Origin of the sequence: Rothia aeria, assembly GCF_016726365.1 — a bacterium.
GTDB lineage: Bacteria > Actinomycetota > Actinomycetes > Actinomycetales > Micrococcaceae > Rothia > Rothia aeria.
Genome location: NZ_CP068102.1, coordinates 2,443,630 through 2,461,736, shown reverse-complemented (window position 1 = coordinate 2,461,736; position 18,107 = coordinate 2,443,630). Strand labels below are relative to the sequence as shown.

The 18,107-nt window shown below is 57.2% G+C and carries 15 protein-coding genes and 6 tRNA genes; 8 read left to right on the top strand and 13 right to left on the bottom strand.

Annotated elements, in window-relative coordinates:
* Window positions 1–6: 6 nt before the first annotated feature.
* The 13 genes from I6I94_RS10840 to I6I94_RS10780 all read right to left on the bottom strand — a co-directional run bounded on the left by I6I94_RS10840 (window position 7) and on the right by I6I94_RS10780 (window position 11,959).
* Window positions 7–1,770 carry an RsmB/NOP family class I SAM-dependent RNA methyltransferase gene (locus I6I94_RS10840; RefSeq protein WP_201620692.1) on the bottom strand — a complete coding sequence of 588 codons (1,764 nt, stop codon included), beginning with the start codon at window positions 1,768–1,770 and terminating at the stop codon, window positions 7–9.
* Window positions 1,767–2,696, bottom strand: a complete 930-nt coding sequence (gene fmt / locus I6I94_RS10835; protein ID WP_126500189.1) for a methionyl-tRNA formyltransferase — start codon at window positions 2,694–2,696, stop codon at window positions 1,767–1,769. Before fmt ends, I6I94_RS10840 begins: the two co-directional genes overlap by 4 nt.
* A gap of 7 nt (window positions 2,697–2,703) precedes the next feature.
* Window positions 2,704–3,282: a peptide deformylase gene (gene def, locus I6I94_RS10830; RefSeq protein WP_006887508.1), complete on the bottom strand. Its 579-nt coding sequence runs from the start codon at window positions 3,280–3,282 to the stop codon at window positions 2,704–2,706.
* A gap of 74 nt (window positions 3,283–3,356) precedes the next feature.
* Window positions 3,357–4,232 carry a hypothetical protein gene (locus tag I6I94_RS10825; RefSeq protein WP_037235120.1) on the bottom strand — a complete coding sequence of 292 codons (876 nt, stop codon included), beginning with the start codon at window positions 4,230–4,232 and terminating at the stop codon, window positions 3,357–3,359.
* Between the two features lie 412 nt (window positions 4,233–4,644).
* A tRNA-Val gene (locus I6I94_RS10820) sits at window positions 4,645–4,716 on the bottom strand.
* A 224-nt stretch (window positions 4,717–4,940) separates the two neighbouring features.
* Window positions 4,941–5,013: transfer RNA gene (locus I6I94_RS10815), tRNA-Glu, on the bottom strand.
* Between the two features lie 26 nt (window positions 5,014–5,039).
* Window positions 5,040–5,111: transfer RNA gene (locus tag I6I94_RS10810), tRNA-Gln, on the bottom strand.
* A 282-nt stretch (window positions 5,112–5,393) separates the two neighbouring features.
* Window positions 5,394–7,781, bottom strand: a complete 2,388-nt coding sequence (locus I6I94_RS11490) for an S-layer homology domain-containing protein (protein ID WP_236588872.1) — start codon at window positions 7,779–7,781, stop codon at window positions 5,394–5,396.
* Between the two features lie 486 nt (window positions 7,782–8,267).
* Window positions 8,268–8,339, bottom strand: a tRNA-Val gene (locus I6I94_RS10800).
* Between the two features lie 21 nt (window positions 8,340–8,360).
* Window positions 8,361–8,431: transfer RNA gene (locus I6I94_RS10795), tRNA-Cys, on the bottom strand.
* Window positions 8,432–8,479: 48 nt separating this feature from the next.
* A tRNA-Gly gene (locus I6I94_RS10790) sits at window positions 8,480–8,552 on the bottom strand.
* 302 nt (window positions 8,553–8,854) lie between these two features.
* A complete protein-coding gene (gene zapE, locus I6I94_RS10785) occupies window positions 8,855–9,907 on the bottom strand; it encodes a cell division protein ZapE (protein ID WP_128087908.1) in 1,053 nt (350 codons plus the stop codon).
* A 240-nt stretch (window positions 9,908–10,147) separates the two neighbouring features.
* On the bottom strand, window positions 10,148–11,959 hold the full coding sequence (locus I6I94_RS10780) for a cytochrome c biogenesis protein DipZ (RefSeq protein ID WP_201620691.1): 1,812 nt from the start codon (window positions 11,957–11,959) through the stop codon (window positions 10,148–10,150).
* Between the two features lie 358 nt (window positions 11,960–12,317).
* On the opposite strand from I6I94_RS10780, the gene I6I94_RS10775 reads away from it, so the two are divergent.
* From I6I94_RS10775 to I6I94_RS10740, 8 genes are all read left to right on the top strand, one after another.
* The gene (locus tag I6I94_RS10775) at window positions 12,318–12,695 is read left to right on the top strand and encodes a hypothetical protein (RefSeq protein WP_037286166.1); all 378 of its coding nucleotides are present in this window, start codon (window positions 12,318–12,320) and stop codon (window positions 12,693–12,695) included.
* Between the two features lie 121 nt (window positions 12,696–12,816).
* Window positions 12,817–13,440 carry a sigma-70 family RNA polymerase sigma factor gene (locus I6I94_RS10770; RefSeq protein ID WP_231375404.1) on the top strand — a complete coding sequence of 208 codons (624 nt, stop codon included), beginning with the start codon at window positions 12,817–12,819 and terminating at the stop codon, window positions 13,438–13,440.
* Window positions 13,430–14,341 carry an anti-sigma factor gene (locus tag I6I94_RS10765; RefSeq protein ID WP_201620690.1) on the top strand — a complete coding sequence of 304 codons (912 nt, stop codon included), beginning with the start codon at window positions 13,430–13,432 and terminating at the stop codon, window positions 14,339–14,341. The genes I6I94_RS10770 and I6I94_RS10765 overlap by 11 nt, the downstream gene beginning before the upstream one ends.
* 89 nt (window positions 14,342–14,430) lie before the next feature.
* Window positions 14,431–14,931: a Cys-tRNA(Pro) deacylase gene (ybaK, locus tag I6I94_RS10760; RefSeq protein WP_006887562.1), complete on the top strand. Its 501-nt coding sequence runs from the start codon at window positions 14,431–14,433 to the stop codon at window positions 14,929–14,931.
* Window positions 14,912–15,466: a GNAT family N-acetyltransferase gene (locus tag I6I94_RS10755; protein WP_128087910.1), complete on the top strand. Its 555-nt coding sequence runs from the start codon at window positions 14,912–14,914 to the stop codon at window positions 15,464–15,466. Before ybaK ends, I6I94_RS10755 begins: the two co-directional genes overlap by 20 nt.
* Before the next feature lie 38 nt (window positions 15,467–15,504).
* Window positions 15,505–15,930, top strand: a complete 426-nt coding sequence (gene msrB, locus I6I94_RS10750; protein ID WP_126500195.1) for a peptide-methionine (R)-S-oxide reductase MsrB — start codon at window positions 15,505–15,507, stop codon at window positions 15,928–15,930.
* A 135-nt stretch (window positions 15,931–16,065) separates the two neighbouring features.
* A complete protein-coding gene (locus I6I94_RS10745; protein WP_236588871.1) occupies window positions 16,066–17,349 on the top strand; it encodes an HRDC domain-containing protein in 1,284 nt (427 codons plus the stop codon).
* A gap of 115 nt (window positions 17,350–17,464) precedes the next feature.
* On the top strand, window positions 17,465–17,974 hold the full coding sequence (locus I6I94_RS10740) for a Rieske (2Fe-2S) protein (protein WP_100209253.1): 510 nt from the start codon (window positions 17,465–17,467) through the stop codon (window positions 17,972–17,974).
* The last annotated feature ends 133 nt before the right edge of the window (window positions 17,975–18,107 follow it).

Here is an 18,107-nt window from a genome sequence, read left to right as displayed (position 1 = left end):
CCTTTGTTATTTTTTACGGAACAACGCCAAAAACATGGCGTCGGTGCCGTGCACATGCGGCCACAGTTGTGCCGTACTTGATGCAGCATCAGTCACGGCTGGCGCACCCCGCTTCACGTGTATCTCAGGCTGGGTTCCGGGGTCTTTCTCCCCCGCCAGCACGCTCCTAGGCGAGCCGTCATCCCCCGGTTCACCACTGCCTGATTCTTGCAGAGCCACCGCCTGCAGGGCGGTGCGCGCATCCAGCAGGTGAACTTTCCCGCTTTCCAGAGCTTCAGCCACAATATTCTGGGTTTCGGCGGCGTGCGGTGAACACGTCACATACGCAATCACACCGCCGGGGCGGGTCACCTCAATCGCCGCATCCAGCAGCTGCCCCTGCAGCGGCAGCAGATCCGCAATATCGCGCGGAGTCTTACGCCAGCGGGCCTCCGGGCGGCGCCGTAACGCACCCAAACCTGAGCAGGGCGCATCCACCATAACACGGTCAAACAGGGTGTCCGGCCCTATGCTATCCGGTAATTTAGCGGCTTCACGGGCGAGGGTTGCGGTGATGCTCCTGCCGTCGCCAGTGAGTACCGTATACGTTTCTTCGGGGAGCGGGCGCATGGACTGCTCAACCAGCTTCGCGCGGTGCGGCGCTGATTCATTCGCCACCAGGTGAGCCCCCCGTTGGGCACCAAGAGCTCCCAGAAGGGCCGCCTTACCGCCGGGACCTGCGCACATGTCAAGCCAGGCGCGGTCACTGCCTTCAATAGGTACGGCGGTCAAGGCACGGGCCACCAGTTGGGACCCCACATCTTGAGCCCGCACGGTGCCTTCTCTCACGCTTTCTAGACGCGCCAAGTCGCCAGCAGAGTACAGGGCTGAGCCCTCAACGAGTTCCCCGGGGACCGCACCGTTTTCCTCTGCCTCACGCAAGTCTCCCACCCCCGGCAGTGCCACCAGGTTCACCACGGGTGAGACATTATTAGCCTCCAGCAGTGCACGGATCTCTTGAGGGTCACGCCCGTGCGCGGCAAGCGCCTGACGCATGGCACGCACAATCCACGCCGGGTGCGAGGTTGCAAAGCCCATCCGCTCCGTCTCGTCCTTTGACTCGGCTTCAATGAGCTCAAACCACTCATCGGCGGTGCGCTCACTCACCCGGCGAAGCACGGCATTAATGAACCCGGATGGGCCCGAGCCGATTCGCTCACGCGCCAGCGAAACACTCTGATTCAGGGCTGCGTGGGCGGGCACCCGCATCTTAAGCAGTTGGTGTGCGCCCATCCGCAGAATAATGAGGGTGGTGGTGCCGATCTTATGGAGGGGCCGGTCGGCGCAGCGCGCTAAAACAGCGTCATAGGTGCCCTGGTTGCGTAAGGTACCGTAGGTAAGTTCAGTAGCGAGCCCGGCGTCGCGGTGGTCAAGCCGGTACGCGCGAATAGTTTTGGGAAGCACCAGGTTCGCGTAAGCGTCAGATTCGGCAACGGCACGTAACACCTCGAAGGCTACCAGCCGGGCGGGGTCTGCGGTACGGCTACGCTGTGATGGGGCGCTGGCGGAGAAGCTGCGCTGTGACAGGCTGCGGCGGTTACGCTCATGCCCTTTCCGGTTGCGTTCAGTGGCGCCGCCTCCGCCACGTTTCTGCCCACCACCGGTGGGTTTGGTGCGGGAGGTGCGGCGCTGTTCACTGGTGCGGCCATCAAATCGCCCGCCGCGAGCCGTTCCTTTTGCGGCGGGGCGGCGGGGCGGATGCTGGCCGTCGTTATTGTGCTGTTCGCTCATGCCAAAACCACTTTCCCTTCGGCGAGGTCGCTGCCTACCCCGCGCGCCCAGGCGGGCGCATCCATAACCTTTTTCCCGGCGGGCTGCACACGCACCAGCTGCAGCTCCCCCGCCCCGGTGCCAACATACACCTTTTTGCCCCGTAACTGTATCTGCCCGGGGGCAAGCTCAGTTTCGTGCGAGCCGCGCTGCAAGGCGGCGATTTTGAAGCGGTTGCCCGCAAGTTCGCACCAGGCACCGGGCTCTGGGGTGACGCCCCGGAACGTCGCAAGCACCCGTTCGGCGGGTTCGTTAAAGTCTAGGCGCCCGTCAGCGATACTCATCTTATGGGCGTAGCTTGCCTGACCGGTTTGGGGGGTTCCGGTCTGTCCCTCAGCAATGCGCGCGAATGTGCGCAGCAGCAGCTCCCCTCCGGTTTCTGCCAGACGGTTCAGGATGCTCCCTGCCGTGTCTTCATCGCCGACCGGGGTCGAGTCACGTTCAAAAACTGACCCGGTGTCCAGCCCCTCTTCAATGAGGAAAGTGTTCGAATAGATAGTGGTTTCCCCCGCCATCAGGGCACGCTGCACGGGGGCTGCGCCGCGGTATGCGGGCAGCGCCGAGAAATGCAGGTTCACCCACCCGTGGGGCAGCAGCTTAAGTGCTTCTTGAGGCAGTAACGCCCCGTAGGCGACAACGGCGGCGGCATCCGCCCCGAGGGACGCAATAGCGTGGGCGGTCTGCGCAGACCACTGGGAGGCTTTAATTACCGGAATTCCCAGCTGTTCGGCTCGTTGGGCTACGGCAGATGCGCTCAGGATCCGTTTACGCCCCACGGGTGCGTCTTCTCGGGTGAGCACCCCCACCACCTCTACTTCTTCGGAGGCAACTAGAGCGTTGAGGGGGGCCACTGCTATTTCTGGGGTGCCAGCGTACAAGATTTTCATGGCTCTCCTACTTCCCGAGGCTTCCGGCGGCGCCGAAACTGCCGAATGCACCGCTCACCCTGGTGGCGCGTTCGGCCGTAGTTTTACCGGCGACAGCGGCGTATTTCCCGGCGCGGATAGTGCGCATCACCCGTTTACGGTCATCTCCGGTGAGTTTGTCGATGAATAGGGTGCCGTGAAGGTGGTCTGTTTCATGCTGAAGCATGCGCGCGAACAGTCCTTCCCCCTCAAGTTCTAGGGGGTTACCGTGCCGGTCTACTCCGCGTACACGCGCCCAATTTTTGCGGGGTGTCTCGGATTTAATGCCTGGTACGGAGAGGCACCCTTCACCGCCTTCTTGGGTTTCCTCACCGGTTTCTAGCACCGGGTTAATAATGTACCCTTCACGGTCATCAATGCCGCCGTAGGTGAAGATTTGCTTGTCTATGCCAACCTGCGGCCCGGCTAAACCCACTCCTTCGACGTCGTACATGGTCTCTAGCATATTGTCGATAAGTGCTGCTAATTCTTTGTCGAATACTGTGATGGGCTGGCATTCGCTCCGTAGCACAGGGTCGCCTACGGTGCGGATACTCAGGATTGTCATGGGTGCCTCCTTTAGGCGGTGTGCCCGCGCACGATGTGTCGCTGTCTGTGGGTGTTAGAACCGGCGGGTTTATATTATGCGGCGTTGTGATGCGGTTGTGCTTTGGGTGCGGGTGGAGGGATAACGGGCATGAGGGCGGCGTCGTCGAATTCGTTGACGTCGCGGTTGTATTCCCATACTCGGCGAAGCGCACAGAATTTCCGCCAGTTTTTTTCGAGGATGCGCGGGTTTGCCTGGTGCGGCACCACCTGGGTTTCACCAAGGGCCACGCCCATGAGGATGGGGGCGTCTCCGTACTGCCAGGGTTCCCATTCTCCGGTGTCTGGGTCTATGAGGGCTTCTTCGGCTTTGAGTCCGGCAACAAGCTGCATCACGACTTTTGCGTCTAGGGGTTTTACCCTGCCTTTGCGGTCGGTGCCTTTGGTTTTGTAGTCGATAATGCAGGTGCGTCCGGCGATTTCGGCGACGAGGTCGAGGGTCCCCGCGTAGCCCACGGTATCGTTCCAGATGGTTATTTCGGCGGCGAGGGGCTTGGGGCGGAAGGCGTCCCACCATTCGTCGAACCGGTCTGCGTAGGCTTGTTCTCCGTTGCGGATGAGGTGTTCGCGGCAGGTTTCAACGTCGTGGGGTTTGCCCATGGCGCGTAAGGCAATGTTTTCGGCGTAGTTGTGTACCCTGTCGCCGCGTTCTGCTGCGGCATCCCGGTAGCGTTCAGAGGCGGCTGAGGCGTCTTTAATAATGGCGAATTTGAGGCCTTGGGAGCCTGAGGCCCGGTAGGTACGGTGATCTTCAAGGGCGGCTTTGGCGGCCATGTAACTGTGCCAGCCGCTGAGGTCTGTGGCGTGCTGCCCAATAACGGTGGTAATGGAGGGGACGAGCAGTTCACCTCCGCGGATGCGGGAGTACATGCGGCCGTGGTCGGTCGCAGTTGCCAGTTGTGGCGCTGTCACTGATGGTACCTACTATCCCCCGCCGGTGCGGGCCGAAAGATTTTCTTCGGTTTCAAGTCTACTAGATTGGGCTCAGGCACCCTAGCAGGTGGGGTACCGTGCGAGTTCTCGGGGGCTGGGTTATTCATCCTTTTGCGGTCATATTGCTGGTTATGTCCAGAGATTTAGCTAGAAAACAGCGGCTTCAGGTTCTCCGGTGACAATACAAAAAATCCCCGGATCTAACATCCGAGGATTCTATACTTGTGCGCGATACTGGGTTCGAACCAGCGAGGGGAAGAATTTTCCGAGCGCGCGAGGCACCAATAAATCTTTCCCTCGCCGAGGGCGTCAGCCCGAGGAGGTCACTGGTTCGCCCCCCGGGTACACAAAAAATCCCCGGATCTAACATCCGAGGATTCCTAAACATTTGTGCGCGATACTGGGTTCGAACCAGTGACCTCTTCGGTGTGAACGAAGCGCGCTACCACTGCGCCAATCGCGCTCACAGGTAAATACTCTACCGCCGCCGAGGGTCTTCGTCAAATTTGTTGGGCGGTTTTTGGGGTTAGTTTCCTTTCCCGGCAGGTGGGGTTGAGCATTTATCTTTCAGCGGGGGCTGCCGGAGGGGAATGCAGGGTTTGCATCAGCATTGTGGTGGCTTGCGGATATGCCGCGGCAATAGAAAATCCCCGGTTCTTTGGAACCGAGGATTCTTTGTTTCTAGCGTGACCCCAACCGGATTTGAACCGGTGTTGCCGCCGTGAGAGGGCGGAGTACTAGGCCGCTATACGATGGGGCCGAAACACCCGAAGTAGTGGGTGTTCGCTGGGGTACCAGGACTCGAACCTAGAATGACGGTACCAGAAACCGTTGTGTTGCCAATTACACCATACCCCATTACTCTATTGAGTTATTGTTGCTTGTCTGTAATGCTGTATCACCGCAACGGATAATAACTATACCGAGTTATTTTCGGGCGTGCAACTTCGCATTAGTAGACGTGCATCACAGCCACTCACGGTGCCTTACCCCTGCCGTTTCAAGGCCAAGCTCTCCCCTTCTGCATGCCGATTCCGCGCAACGGCGGGGTGGGCGCTCCCATTAATTCCGGGTTTGCGTCCACCCCGCCCGTGAGAGGGTAGAACGGTGTGAAGTTACCGTTTCACCTGTTTACGCCTCTTAATGTGCGGGCACAGTCTGCACGTGATCGAACTTCTTCATGTAGCGTGCAATGAATGCGGCCATAGCATCACGGTCGATAGCCTGTCCGGGACGGAAGGTGCCGTCGGGCCAGCCGGTGGTGATACCCTGTTCCTCAAGCCACGCAATTTCCTTGGCAAAGGGGTTATCCTGCACGTCGCTGAACTTGGCCGGGTTGGCGTTCGTGTACTCGGGCGATCCAGCAGCGCGGTAGAAGAAGGCAGCCATGGCGTCACGGTTCACGGTCTCGTTGGGGCGGAAAGTGCCGTCGCTCCAGCCGGTGGTAATGCCGGTGGACTGCAACCAAGCGATCTCCTTGTAGAAGGGATCGGTGGTCTTTACGTCCTTGAAGGGAGACTCTGCCGGTGCTTCGTAGCGGGGCGAGCCTGCCAGACGGTAGAGGTAAGCAGCCATTGCACCGCGCTCAATCTTATCGCCGGGACGGTAGGTGCCGTCGGACCAGCCGGTGGTGATCCCCTTCTCGGCGATGAAGTTAATCTCTGCCTTGAATGGGTTGGAGTCGATGTCTTTGAAGTTTACCTTAGCCAGGGACTTGTCCGGGTCGGTGGGGGTGACCGGCGGGTAGCCTTCGAACTTTGCCTGGCGGGGGGTGATCTTTGCGACCTCAGTCTTGGCGTCTGCTGCGTTATCGGCCTTCGGGGCGTCTGCTGCGGGGGCGGCAGCCGCTTCGCCTACTGTCACCTCCAACTCAGCAGAACGCACCACATCAACCTTCTTACCCCCACCATCAACCTTCAAAGACCCCGACAAAAACGTCACAGTATGCTTCGAACCAACACCCCAATCCGAACCCTTCACATTCGAATTATCAGCCGAAGGAAACGGAATCCGAGCCACAAAATTACCCGCATCATCCGCCTCAACAACAGCAACAACACCACGCGAACCATACTCCTTACCACCATACGAAACCTGACCACGAGGCACCACAGCACCCCCATCAAGCTTCACAGCAGCAACAGACCCACCCCCATTCTTATCCTTCCACCCAGAACCAGACACCACAATCTCCTGCCCCACCCGAGCAACCTTCACACCAGACAGCGACGCACCATCATCAGCCGTCACAGTCTGAGTCTCAGGAGCAGGGGTAGGTTTGGGGTCGGGCTTGGGTGCTTCGCCTTCGGTGGTGCTGACCTTCACCTTGGTGATGGAGTCAACGGACTGGGTGGAGTTAGTGTAGTCGCCGGTTGCACGGTCTACGGCGTAGGGTACGGTTGCTTCAGCTACGTAGCCGTCCTTATTAGCGACGTAAACTTCGCCCTCGGCGCCGATGGTGATGTCGTTAGCACCCTTGGCGCCGGCCTGAACCTCACCAATAACCTGGGAGGAGCGGGTGTCGATCACACCAACCTTACCGGTCTTAAAGTCGGTAACGTACACAAGGTCGCGCTCGTCGTCATTGACCATGGCCAGGGCCTGCTCACCGAAGGGGATGCTCTTCTTGTACTCGCCAGTGTTCAGGTCGTACACGGTCACACCGGAGTTGGCGCCATCCAGCCCCTGGGACGAGACGTACAGTTCGTTAGTGCTGTGGTCTACTACAGAGTCGGAGGGGCGCACTTCTTTGCCGGCAACATCGGCGTGCACCTTGTATTCTTTCTCGACACTGAAGCTCTTGAGGTCAATGATCTTCACGGTGTCAGAGGAGCGAACCGGCACGTACATCTTGTCGCCATCAATGTTCATGTTCATCGGCGAGACACGACCGGAAGCATCGGGGTCGATGCGCAGCTTTTTGACCTCGTGGGTTTTCAGATCGATGGATGAGATGTAGTAGCGGCCGGTCACATATGCCTTACCGGTCGCGTGGTCAATCTTCACATCGCGGGGGTGCTCGATTTCAGCTTCGGTGCCCTCATAACCGGGGGTGTAGTTGGTCCACAGCAGTTTGAGGGTGTTCTGGTCGTACACTGAGACGGAGTCGTTGCGGGTATTGGTTACCCACACGGTATTGTTTACGTCATCTACGGTGATACCGAATGCTGCAAGAGAGCTGTAACCTGCCTCGTAACCGGTGCCGCTACGGGTAACGGGCAGCCCTGCTACTGCCTCAACTTTCATGCTGGTTGCGTCAAGACGGGCCAGGGTTGAGGCACCCATGGTACGGTCTGAGCCTGCTACGAAGACTTTGTTGTTGTTCTTGGAGTGAGCGATCTGGTACTGACCTGCGATACCCTGGATCTGCTTTGCCAGAGTCTTTTCAGTATCGATTTTCTGCGCCGAGTTCTCGGCTGCGAATGAGGCGGGCATCGTAAAGGATGCGCCGATCATAGAGAGCGACAGTGCGCCAATGGTGATTCCCTTGAGAGTCTTTCCCTGCGTTAGGTTAAAGAGAGGAGCCATGTATATTCCTTTGTATGTGCGACGGGGTGAAAGCCCGCCGGTTCTGACTTAGGATAGATAACCCTAAGATGATACAGAGTCAATAATTACCTTTTCAGGGGCAAAAAGCAACAGACCAGGGTGGCTCAGAACGATATTTTACAGACACCCTGTCTGCATATTGTTATATTTTTTCACTCCCCTGTTTTTATTCTCGCTCAGCGCTCCCGGACTCCTAAGATTTTCCTGGGTTCTAGCAACCTGCTGGGTGGGAATCCTCGACAGATATCTATTTTTATAATTCTGTAGCATTTTAAAAAACTTTAACGACATACTGTCACTTTGTGCGCGATACTGGGATCGAACCAGCGAGGGGAAGAATTTTCCGAGCGCGCGAGGCACCAATAAATCTTTCCCTCGCCGAGGGCACCAGCCCGAGGAGGTCACTGGTTCGCCCCCTGGGACACAAAAAATCCCCGGATCTAACATCCGAGGATTCCATACTTGTGCGCGATACTGGGATCGAACCAGTGACCTCTTCCGTGTCAGGGAAGCGCGCTACCGCTGCGCCAATCGCGCTCAACATTATGATGTTGTGCGAGGTGAGGACGGGATTCGAACCCGCGTACACGGCTTTGCAGGCCGCTGCCTAACCACTCGACCACCTCACCGTATATCTCTCTGTGAGAGATGGGGTTCCGAACTCTAGGAGTCCTACGAGCGGTTGACGAGACTTGAACTCGCGACATCCACCTTGGCAAGGTGGTGCTCTACCAACTGAGCTACAACCGCGTATCAGCTACCTTTTGAGGTTTTCGCACGAGGTTTGACCCCCGGTCGTTCTGACAGATAAAAACTATACGCGGTTTTTGGGTTCTTGCCAAATCATTGGCTGTTATCCGCGCGTTCCTTGATTTTGCGGGCTAGAACTAGTTTTTCGGGCGGATGTAACACCGAATACATCAAGAATTTTGGGAGTGTACCCGCTCACATTTCACCGGTTTATGTGTTGGAAACACCCGAACATACCCCTCAGGTACCCGCCCTATTGCGGGCGGACGCTGAGGGGTGTATCGGGGAGGGCGGGAAAGGGCTTATTGTTCGGTTTCGCCAAGCAGACCTTCACGGGCGAGCGCCGTTAGACGGGAGACGGCACGGAAGTATTTCTTCTGGTACCCGCCAGCGAGCATTTCGGGGGTGAACACCTGGTCGAAGGGCACCCCTGATGAGACGATCGGCAGGTCTTTGTCGTAGAGGCGGTCAGCGAGCACCACGAAACGTAAGGCCACCGCTTGTTCGGTAATGGGCTGCACGTTGCGCCAGGCTATGCCTTCTAAACCGTCAATGAGCTGGCGGTAGCGGGAGGGGTGTACTTTCGCCAGGTGCGCTACGAGGTCGGTGAAGTTATCAACGGCAACGGATTTGCTGCCGAAGACTTCCTCCGTTTTCGCGTCAAGTTCCGCATCGGTGACGGGCTCGGGGGCGGCGGGAAGCCCGCGGTGGCGGAAGTCTTCACCGTCCACACGGTGTACCTCAAACTGCTGTGAGAGCACCTGGATTTCGCGTTTGAAGTCTTCGGCGGCGAAGCGCCCTTCACCGAGGGCACCGGGGAGGGTGTTGGAGGTTGCGACGAGTTTAACGCCCGCATCGGCGAGTTCGCGCATCAGGCGGGACATGAGCACGGTGTCACCGGGGTCGTCAAGCTCAAATTCGTCAATGCACACCAGCTTGTAGCTGCTGAGTGCCTCCACGGTTTTGCGGAAGGTGAGGGCACCAACCAGGTTGGTGTATTCGACGAAGGTGCCGAAGGCTTTGGGGCCGTCAACGTAGTGCCACAGGGAGGCTAGAAGGTGGGTTTTACCAACACCGAACCCGCCGTCGAGGTAGAGTCCGGCTTTGGTGGTGTCTTTTTTCTTACCTCCGAAGAGTTTGCCGAAGAACCCGCCGGTTCCTCCCCCTTTATTAATTTTGTCGCCGAAAGTTTTGAGTTTTTGTACTGCTTCGGCTTGGGAGGGCTGGTTGGGGTCAGGAATGTAGCTGTCGAATGACACTTCACCGAACCGCTCGGAGGGGCGGAAACCCGCGAGTAGCTCGTCGGCAGAGACGTGGGGGGTACGGTCGGTAAGGTGTTCGTAGGTGACGGGCACGATATAACTTTCTGAGTGACATCTATGTTACTTGTCTTAAGTTTAGTACGGATGCGCGGGGCCTACGGCTGCCCGGTGCTCAGAGCTCTTTCCCCTCTGGGTGCAGCGGCCGGAAAACCGCGGTAAAACCCGGGACTATGCGTTGTACGTGGTTTTAGTCATGTGCAGTCTAAAACCTTGAAAACACAGTCCCGGGTTTAGTTTTAGGGGTGAGCCCACCTAAGGTTTCGGGGTGTAGATTTATGAGAAGGTGAGCGAGTACAGCTGCACTCCCGGCGAGACTTTGAGTTCAATAATCCCGCTGCTTTGCTCATCGCCACGCACAATGTGGTGAGCATTAGGAGCGCCGTCAACGTGGATCTTTTCCGTTGTGCCGTTGCGCCGCACTTCAATGGTGCCGCTGCCACCGGCAACAACCTGCACCCCGTGGGCACGATAGTTAATCCGCAAAGTGCCGTCGCTTCCTTGAGGCTCAATACGTTCGGGGGTTATGGCCCACGTACCGTTGAGGTCGAAGTGATCAATGTCTAGACGGTCTGCCGGTTTGAAGGTTTGGGTTCCGCTGGAGTAGTTTCCATGTCCTGCGAAGTACATTGCACGTTTAGCCCCCAGGTATGTTTCTGGGGTTCGGGCATCGTGCGTGTTCTGTGTTTGTTCTTGCGCATCGTCCTTGTGAATGGGGTCTGGAAGCTGCACTTGTGGGTTTGCGGCTTTGAGAAGTTCGCGCACCTGCGCTTCAGTCACCTTGTGCCCGCCTTCACCATAGTGAACAGCACGAAGTTTGCCTTCGCTATCGATGAGGTAGTGCGCGGGCCAGTAGCGGTTGCTGTAAGCACGCCAAATGGCATAGTCGTTGTCTTGAACTACCGGGTATTTAATACCCAGGTTCTCAATACCCGCCTGGACATTCTTAGCTTCGTGCTCGAACGCATATTCCGGTGTGTGTACTCCCACTATCTCCAGACCATAATCACGGTACTTGGCGTAGAGTTCATTCAGATGCGGTGCAGTCCTCTGGCAGTTAATGCACGAGTAGGCCCAGAAATCAACGAGTGTGACTTTTCCGCGCAGGTTGGTGAGAGTTGGCTGATTCTTGGTGTTGAAGTTACCCGTGCCGCCCGTTAGTTCCGGGGCAGAGCCGCAGTCCTGCAATTTTTCTTCGTCGGGTCGGCATGTGCTGATCGCCCCACCGGCGGAGGAGGAAATAATATTGTTCTGCGTACCTTGACTAATGGCCTGCTCGATCCCTTCCGTATAGTTCGGGATTGCGCGCTGCAGCTGAGCGGGAACGTTGAATATCAGCCCGATCGACAGGGCGATTAAAAGTATGCCCGAGGCGGTGCGTACTCCGCGCTGGTGGGTGCGGAACGTCTTAACCCGTTCGGCGATGCTTCGCCCCGCAAGAGCAAAGATCAGCAGCGGGATGGCTGTTCCAAGAGCAAAAGATAGGGTGAGTGCTACGGTTTCGATGCCAATGTTTCCGGTTGCGCCCGCAAGGGTAATAGCTGCAAGAACCGGGCCCGCGCAGGGCACATAGACGAGGCCGAGCGCAAGCCCCATGAGGAAGCCGCCGCGTGTGGTGCTGCGTTTCGCTCCGAGTTGTGAGAATTTCGCGAAGGGTTTTTCGAGCAGGCGCTCCAGCGGGGGTATAAACATACTCAACCCAACAATAATGAGGAAGGTTATACCTAAAATCCTCAGCGTGTCCTGCGGCAGGTGCAGGGCAGCAAGAATAACCGAACCGAGCAGGGTAAAGAGGCTGAAGCTCAGAACAAGCCCGCCCACAACCTGGTAGGGGCGCCAGCGTGATGCGGTGCGCTGTGTGGGTGCTGAAGTTGTGTTTGTCAGGACCGCGCTTCTGCGTGAGAACAGGGCTTGCACATTGTTCGCGGAGTCTTTTACCGTGTCTGTTTGCCCATTGTCAACGGATGCGGTGCGCGCCGAATCGGCACCGCCGGTGACAAGAATAACGGGCAGGATAGGCAGGATGCAGGGTGAGATTCCGGTAATAAGACCACCGAGTATGCCAAGGATGATGAGTGATAACAGCATAGTTATTTTCCTCTTGGATTGCTCATACGGGGCGATGCTGCCCCGCGTGTTGTCATGGTTATATTCGGAACAGACTGCGGTTTCGGTTTGGTTGGAATTATTTTTATGGCGGCCCCTGCACACTTGGCAGCGTTTTCATATGCTCTCTTACTGCGCAATACTACAGCCCATGAAATTTCTCTGGGGTTGTTCACGAATGGCTGCACACGCATCGTTTAAAAAATTTTTGAGGTTTTGCAATCCGAACGGGCTGTATGCTCCGAATACTTTGTGAGTCCGGTTCAGGATTCTGAATATTTCGCAATGGCATGGGTGCACCTGTGGGCTGCCCGTGCTGGTATAAGATTTGGAGTTATGTATGTCCGCTATTCTTCGCACTGTGTCTTTCGCTGCTGCTTCTGTGGCTCTAGTTGCTGGTGTTTCTGCATGTTCTTCTAACGCATCCAATCAGAACTCATCGCCGAGCGCATCGTCGAGTTCTTCTGCGTCATCCGCTCCCTCTTCTTCTGCCATGATGAGTTCAGACGCAATGATGTCTCCCTCGGCCATGCCGAGCCAGTCTGCCATGTCTGGGGACAAGATGGATGGCGACCACGGCAAGATGGGCGGCGATAAAATGCAGGGAGATCATGACGAGAAGAAACATGATGATCATAAGATGGACGGCGATAAAGGAGGCAAGATGGAGAGCAAAGACGCCATGATGTCTCCTTCGGCCTCGGCCATGTCGAAATAGTATTTTGCCGGTATGCTGCTTTACACCCTGGAATATTTTCTGGGGTGTAAAACATACCTAAGCTTTATTTTCTATAGATAGAATAATCAAATGTCACTATTGAGGGTGATATGATATGGTTATGACTTTTTTGGATCGTCGGGTGACTTCGGCGTATCAAGAAGCTCAGAAAACCGCCCAAATCCCTCAGGAATATCAGCGCTTAGCTGCATTGATGGAGTGCGCTGCCGCAGGGAACGAGCACTGTTTTGAAGCTCTATACGATGCACTTGTGCCGCGTCTGTACGCGCTTATTAACCGCATTCTTCATAACCGAACGCATGCGGAAGAAGTCACCCAAGAAGTTTTTCTCGAAATATGGCAAAAAGCGCCTTTATACCGTGCAGAACGCGGTGCTGTATTGTCGTGGGCTGCAACTATTGCTCACCGCCGTGCGGTTGACCGGGTACGCTCCGTTGCGGCCTCCGCAGAACGTGATTTCACACGTGGCCTTGAGGAGTATCGGGAATCGTATCATCACGTTGATGACGCACTAGCTGCTTTTATGGATACCGAGGAGGTTCATCATGCCCTATCGGGTATTCCACGTGAACAAGCTCAGCTGCTCACCATGGCATATTTTGGCGGTAAATCGCAGCGTGAGATCTCCGATGAAACGGGTATTCCTCTAGGAACTGTCAAAACCCGTATGCGCGCCGGCATGCAGAAACTACGTGAACGATTGGAGGGCACCCGTGAACGCTAAAGACTATCCCGAAGATTTTCCCGATAAACTCGACTATGCTCTCCACACGCTTTCGCCAACGCAACACGCAGCATTTGAATCGTGGGCTTCCAAACAGGAACGCGAAGACGCTGAGGCTGATGCTGCGGCTCTCTCCGAGGTTTTCGGCACTTCGCTCACCCCGCTTGAGCCGTCCGTTGAGCTTAAAGCCCGTGTGATGGCGCAGGTTGCGCATACCGAGCAACTCCAGCCAGCCCACGAGATAGGCACAGATGATGAGCTTACCGAGCATACGAACGATTCTGCCGAAAACCAAAGTTCCTCTGCCTCAGATCCTGCGGACGACATTGAAACTACCGCAGGCCCAGAGGATTCCGCCTATGCACGGGCTAAACGGTGGTGGTTCGGGGCTCAGGGGGCACTCTCTCCGTCTCGCCTGACGGCTGCGGCGAGTATTATTATTGCCGCTAGCCTGGGTGTGTGGGGCTTCGCACAGCATCAGCAATTGGAGCGTACCTCTCAGGAGCTTCAAGCCGCGAGGGCGTCTTCTTCGGCAGCTGCGCATCCCGGTGACCAGTCGATCGTCGAGCAAATCAGTACGGCGCCTGACCTTTCAATGGCTCAGGGGAAAGTTAACGGCATGCCGGTATCGGTTATGTACTCCCCATCCCACAATATGGCGGGTGTTTCAACAACAAATCTGCCTGCGCTGCCTGAAGGGAAGGTCTATAAACTCTGGCTGTACGATGCTCAAGGCACTATTGTGGGGTCGGGAACCCTCAATTCTGCTGGCCGTGGTGCCGGGGTCACAACCATGACAGAGCATGACCTGAGTAGGGTCACCGACTTTGGTATATCGATTGAAGATGAATCGGCTCATTCCCCTAGTCAGAAACCCGCCATGCTGGAAAATGTTGTGTAGGAGAACGCTTGCAGGCACCCCAACCCTATGCAGGTGGAAGTAATACGTGCCTTAGAGGTCGGCCCTCTCGTTTTCGTAGAATAGTCCCTATGGCTAAGAAGAATAAAGGCGGCAAGAAAGGCGCATCCACCGCTGCGGTTGCGCTCTTGAAGGAAACTGAAACTCCTTTTGAGATCCGCGAGTACGAGCATGCGGAGGGAGAAACTTCCTTTGGGTTGGAGGCCGCACAGAAACTTGGTGCTGACCCCGAGCAGGTGTTTAAAACGCTTCTGATTGTGCACGACAAAGATTTCGCGGTGGCGGTAGTTCCGGTGAGCGGGCAGCTGAATCTGAAAGCGGCGGCGCACGCCCTTGGCTGGAAGAGCGCCTCCATGTGCGACCCGAAGATTGCCGAGCGCCGCACCGGGTATGTGGTGGGCGGTATTTCGCCATTAGGGCAGAAAACTCCTTCCCCCACGCTCTTAGATGCGAGCGCCGAACAGTATCGGACCATTATGGTCTCTGGCGGTAAACGCGGGCTAGATATTGAACTCTCCCCCGCCGACCTGCTCAAACTCACCGGCGGCAACTATGCGCCTCTTCGCGCCTGAGCCGCCGTGTCTTGAGCTGCGGGTCCCCACTGCGGAGGACGCCACCGAATGGTATGCGCTGTTCAGGGATACGCGCGTCATGGAGTATTTGGGGCGGCCCGCAGATTCACTCGCCCACTATGAGGATATGGTGGTGCGAGCTCGCGCCGACTATGAGCGGGAAGGGTTCTGCCTCTACACGGTGCTGGCTGATGGTGAGGTGGCTGGTTTCACCGGGGCGCACCGGTGGGTGAACGATTGGGGCCCGACCGGGCAGATTGAGCTGGCCTGGCGGCTTGGGTGCGCCTTCTGGGGTGAGGGCATCGCCACCCGTGCCGCCCGGCAGGTGATGGGTGAGCTTGCCGATGCTAGGCATCAGCAAGTATATGCCGTTATTCACACCCACAACCGGGCATCAGCGGCAGTGGCCCAACGTTTAGGGATGCACCAGCGCAGCAGCTATGAGGCACAGGTGAACGGCCTGGCCCTGCCCGTCACCGAATGGGTCACGAACCTGTACCGCCCGGGAACAAAACCTGAGCCGGAACCGTTATAACGACGACAGCTCATACGAGAAGATTTGAAGGAGCAGCAGTGGGAAACTCACTACCGGGCACCGGGAAGATTGAGAAAAACTGGCGTGAAATCCTCACCCCTGAGGAGTATGCGGTGCTGCGTGAAGGCGGCACCGAACGAGCCTTCACCGGCGAATACTGGGACACGAAAACCGAGGGTGTCTATTCGTGCCGAGCCTGCGGCACCGAGCTTTTCCGCTCTGCTGAGAAGTTTGAGTCGCACTGCGGCTGGCCCTCTTTCTTCGCCCCGCTTGCAGAAGAACGTGTGCGGTATCTGGAAGATACTACGTTCGGGATGCGCCGGGTAGAGGTGCGTTGTGCCGCCTGCGATTCGCATTTGGGCCACGTGTTTGAAGGTGAAGGGTACGGCACCCCCACCGACCTGCGGTACTGCATTAACTCGGTGTGCCTGAGCCTTGAACCCGCCGCCGGCAACACCCCATAGGTTATGCAGTACAACACACTCACCGCTGCCGTCAGGGGCAGCACCCGGTGGGTAGAATAAAGTGAACGCCCGTTTCGGTGCGGCCGCTACCCCTTGTGGGCATACCGCACACCCCAGCAAAGGATGCCGCATCACATGAACCCCAGTTCTACAGAGCCGTCTCACTCCCCCGTCTCAGACGATACGCTCGGGGAGCTACGGGGGTTCGTGGTGCCTGAGGTGGTTCCCCTTGACTCTCCTTCCGTGCCTATTCCGCCCGTTATTGACACCGAAAGGGCATTACACCGAGCAGCTGATGAGTTGGCGGGCGCATCGGGGCCAGTCGCAGTTGATACGGAACGTGCACAAGGCATCCGCTATGGCAGACGCGCATTTTTGGTGCAGCTCAAACGCGACAATAAGATCTACCTCATTGACCCGGAGGCATTCAAGGATTTACGCATCATTAACGATGCGCTCACCGATGCGGAATGGGTGATTCACGCCGCGATCCAGGATTTCCCCAGCCTAGATATGCTGGGGATGCGCCCTAAACACCTGTTCGATACTGAGCTGGGTGCGCGCCTTGCGGGTATGGAGCGCGTGAACCTAGGTGCCGTAGTCGAGGAGCTGCTGGGGTACCGGCTGGCGAAAAAACATTCAAAGGAAGACTGGTCTACCCGGCCCCTACCGAAAAACTGGCTGAACTACGCCAGCCTGGATGTGGATGTGCTCATTGATCTGCGGGACGCCGTGGAGGAACTCTTAGATTCGCAGGGTAAGCTCGGTATTGCCCGGGAAGAGTTTGCGCACCTGTGCCTCATGCCCGCGTTTGATGAGCAGCAGTACCGTGCCGAGAGGTGGCGCAAGACGAAGGGCCGCAACGAGCTGCGTTCGGTGCGGCAGCTCACGGCGCTGCGGAACCTGTGGTTCGAGCGGGATAAGCTGGCGCAGAAAAAAGACATTGATTCCAAACGGCTGCTGAGTGATGCGGCGCTAGTGGCGGCAGCAAAAACCATGCCGCACACGGTGCCGGGCATCCTGGAAATCCCGGGGTTTCAGACGCGCCTGCTGAAACGAGAAGCCCCGCGGTGGGTGCGTGCCATCACCGATGCTGCCCGCGATCACGACCCGGTGCCCTACTCCACCCCCTCAAGCGCCCCTCCCCCATTAAAAGCGTGGGAGACGAAACGCCCCGAATCTTTAGCAATATTCACTGAGGTGCGTGAGGTCATTAACGCACTGTCGGAGCGGCTGGATATCCCGGCGCAGAACATTATTAACACAGAGTACGCGCGGCGCCTATGTTGGGAACCTCCTGAGCCGTACTCTCAGGATGCGCTGGCTGCTGCGCTCTACGAGTGCGGCGCACGCCAATGGCAGGTGCAGCTCTTAGCACCCCAAATGCACCAGATTTTCGTGGCACACCTGGAGAAGTAACCGCTGTGGAACCCAAATTATGGGGCGCACCCGTTTTGGGGATATGGTGGTGCTAAGGGCGATTAACCTATTGACCCGCGCCCGCGCATACACACTCGAAGGAAATAACGTGACCATGAGCGACACCACAGAATCGTGCGGCTGCTCGCGCACCACCCAGCAGACCGCCGGAACCGCCCTGAACGAAGGCACTATCTCCCGCCGGAACGCACTTATTGCGGGGGTAGCCGGAGGCACCGGTGCAGTGGCACTAAGCGCATGCGGTGAAGGAGGCTCCTCCCGGGGCTCAGGAAACAACAATAGCAGTGCGGGCGGACAAGGCCCGAGCGAGCCCACAGATATGGGGGCCGCCGCCGATGTGCCCGCCGGTAAAGCAGCGAAACTAACCGCCGGTAAAGTCACAGCTATTGTGTCCCAGCCGCAAGAAGGCACGTTTAAAGCATTCAGCTCAACGTGCACACACCAAGGCTGCCAGGTGAACGTGCAGGGCGGGGCGAAAATCGTGTGCCCCTGCCACAATTCACAGTTTTCCCTCTCCGACGGGGCAGCCCAAGGCGGGCCCGCCGAAAAACCGCTGGAATCATACAAGGTAGAGGTAAAAAACGGGCGTATCTGGGTGGGATGAGCCCAGCTGGGTACAGTTTCAAGACCTATGCTGCGCCGTCATTCCGTTGTAACTATGCTCTGGATGACTCCGCAGCAACCAAGCACAGCCCTGAAAGGCGCAGCGTGCTTACACCCTGTTTCAACTGCTTCTG

What these genes read in the sequence shown, in the direction of transcription:
- I6I94_RS10840 (WP_201620692.1), bottom strand. Translation starts at nt 1,770, where the DNA reads ATGAGCGAACAGCACAATAACGACGGCCAGCATCCGCCCCGCCGCCCC.
- fmt (WP_126500189.1), bottom strand. Translation starts at nt 2,696, where the DNA reads ATGAAAATCTTGTACGCTGGCACCCCAGAAATAGCAGTGGCCCCCCTC.
- def (WP_006887508.1), bottom strand. Translation starts at nt 3,282, where the DNA reads ATGACAATCCTGAGTATCCGCACCGTAGGCGACCCTGTGCTACGGAGC.
- I6I94_RS11490 (WP_236588872.1), bottom strand. Translation starts at nt 7,781, where the DNA reads ATGGCTCCTCTCTTTAACCTAACGCAGGGAAAGACTCTCAAGGGAATC.
- I6I94_RS10780 (WP_201620691.1), bottom strand. Translation starts at nt 11,959, where the DNA reads ATGCTGTTATCACTCATCATCCTTGGCATACTCGGTGGTCTTATTACC.
- I6I94_RS10775 (WP_037286166.1), top strand. Translation starts at nt 12,318, where the DNA reads ATGTCCGCTATTCTTCGCACTGTGTCTTTCGCTGCTGCTTCTGTGGCT.
- I6I94_RS10770 (WP_231375404.1), top strand. Translation starts at nt 12,817, where the DNA reads ATGACTTTTTTGGATCGTCGGGTGACTTCGGCGTATCAAGAAGCTCAG.
- ybaK (WP_006887562.1), top strand. Translation starts at nt 14,431, where the DNA reads ATGGCTAAGAAGAATAAAGGCGGCAAGAAAGGCGCATCCACCGCTGCG.
- I6I94_RS10755 (WP_128087910.1), top strand. Translation starts at nt 14,912, where the DNA reads ATGCGCCTCTTCGCGCCTGAGCCGCCGTGTCTTGAGCTGCGGGTCCCC.
- I6I94_RS10745 (WP_236588871.1), top strand. Translation starts at nt 16,066, where the DNA reads ATGAACCCCAGTTCTACAGAGCCGTCTCACTCCCCCGTCTCAGACGAT.
- I6I94_RS10740 (WP_100209253.1), top strand. Translation starts at nt 17,465, where the DNA reads ATGAGCGACACCACAGAATCGTGCGGCTGCTCGCGCACCACCCAGCAG.